The sequence below is a fragment of the Halobacterium salinarum DSM 3754 genome (assembly GCF_008124605.1).
GTDB lineage: Archaea > Halobacteriota > Halobacteria > Halobacteriales > Halobacteriaceae > Halobacterium > Halobacterium salinarum.
In genome coordinates, this window is record NZ_VRYN01000033.1 from 1 (window position 1) to 2061 (window position 2061).

Genomic DNA, 2061 nt, shown 5'->3' on the forward strand with positions numbered 1-2061 from the left:
GGTTGTGCACAGACTTCTCCTCCTCATTCCTCTCGAAAAGTAGCCTCGATAAGCCGTCGCTGTCACGCGGTTCTCGTCTTAGCTAAAGACGGATGCTGTGGTAGGTTCTCCTCCGATTCGTTTCTCTGGAGTTGTCTCAGTCGTACAATCACGCCGCCCAGATTGACTCAGTTCGGTACGGAAGACGTTCACCAGTGTTTGATCTATCCTTGTGAGATACTTTGAGGAATTCAAGCGAGTTGAGACAGCTGAAGTGCGGACATTTCTCGCCTCGGGAGTGATCATGAAAGAATATATATTAGGGTAATACAATGCTTGCTGTCTCACTTCTGGGTGCTGCTAGAAAAATTCTTTACCGCTTGTGAATCCACAAAATATGTCGAAAAGGAATTCAATTGAAGAAGAGAAAGATGAAACAGAGTCACCAGACGAGACTGTGTGCGAGGGTGCGTCCGACCCCCTAGACGCCCAACTGGATGATGCTCTCGAACGTGTCGCACACGGCGCGACCGTGTCGATTCCGGCGATCCTGTTCGAGAAATTCGTCACGTTCGGTTTGACCGCAGTACTCACCAACGGATTCGTCGCCAGTGCGTATGGGTTGTATGCACTCGCTCGCCGATTCCAACGTGTGCCAAGTAGCCTTGCCGGCGGGTTCATGTCTGGGTTTCCGCGATACATTCCGACGGCCGACACACGGGCTGAACGTGACGCCATGATAACTTTCGGGTCTGTGCTGTTGGTGTCGATCTCGGTATTGTTCGGTACCAGTTTGACGCTGGCGGCTCCGACACTCGCGGCACTCACCGACGAAGGGCCACAGTTTGTCCGGTTCCTCGAACTGTGCGGGATCGGACTGCCAGCGCTGGTGTGGCTCAGCACCACCGGTTCGTTGCTGCGATCCTTCGAAGAAGTCGGAGCGCTGAATCTTTCGATGCGGGTGGTCTCGCCGCTGGCTCAGCTGGGTGTCGCAGCTGTCGGTGTCGTCGTTTTCGACAGTCTCGTCGCCGTCCTGATTGGAACTATCGCCGTCAACGCCATCCTCGGTGTCGGATTCGCTTGTTGGCTAGGCGTGAAACACGACGTTCGACCACGGTTGCTGGGCGACCAAGGTCGCGAAACCGCAGTACAGTTTCTCCGGTACACGATTCCGTTGTTCTTCACTGGATTCGCGTATACGACGCAGCAACTCGGCTTCTATCCGCTCATTGCGTGGTTTCTCTCTGGAACGGCTGTAATGTCCGAGTTAACGAGTGGGGCAGTTGCTGCAGTCCAATCTGCCTCGAACTCATCGGTCAAACAGAGGTCATCTGCATCTGTACAGGGTTCAAGGATGCCATGATTCAAAAAGAAGGATTCGAGTTCCTCTTCCGAAGAATCGGAGTTTGGCTCAGCTATGCGATCTGCATCACTTGTCGACTCATTGGTGACCGCTGGCGTGGATTGGGTGGTAGACTGCGGCTGATCTCCTGATAGCGGCTGCGGTGCCGTGTTGTCGCCTCCGATGCCAGTTGCTACCTCTGGCTCCGGGTTTTTTGCCGAACCATCGAAGTACTGCTGGCGGAAGGTAGCGCTTTGTCACTGTTGGTGTACCAGGAACAAGGTATCCTCTGAGGTAGATGTGCGCTATTGAAACCCCTATTGCGAGTGCGCCTCCAAGTTTTGATTTGCGTGCGATAACTGAGCTGAGTATCACTGCGATGGTGAGATTCAACAGCGTGCACGGCTTACATCTGTTTTCGCCGGTATACTCTGGTTGGCGGAGTGTCTTGATTACAGTAATTTGCATGTACGCTCAAAAAGGGTTAATCTATTATCTATTTTTCGACTTTAGAATAGTAATATGTTTTAAATGTCTGTATTATCGGATATACGAATATCCTGTGAAGATCGTGAAGGCAGTGAAATTAAGCACTGAACGTGCAGCTTGGTGACGATAGTTCTACTCAGCAAGTTGTGTCGTAGGCAACAGCAGACTCCTCGGCCAGACTCAGTACCTCACAAAGCGTCCTCAGTTGAGTCAGTCTGAGGTCTGATTTCTGTTGCGGAGTGCAGTGACCG

The 2061-nt window shown here is 52.1% G+C and carries 1 protein-coding gene and 1 pseudogene; one reads left to right on the forward strand and one right to left on the reverse strand.

The window, feature by feature from the left end:
- Positions 1-361: 361 nt before the first annotated feature.
- Positions 362-1342, forward strand: coding sequence for an MATE family efflux transporter (locus APQ99_RS12410; protein ID WP_148265515.1), 981 nt, complete (start codon positions 362-364; stop codon positions 1340-1342).
- On the opposite strand, the pseudogene APQ99_RS13035 reads toward APQ99_RS12410, so the two are convergent.
- Positions 1237-1789, reverse strand: a pseudogene (locus tag APQ99_RS13035) (hypothetical protein); the annotation flags it as partial. The gene APQ99_RS12410 and the pseudogene APQ99_RS13035 sit on opposite strands and share 106 nt — an antisense overlap.
- Positions 1790-2061: the final 272 nt, after the last annotated feature.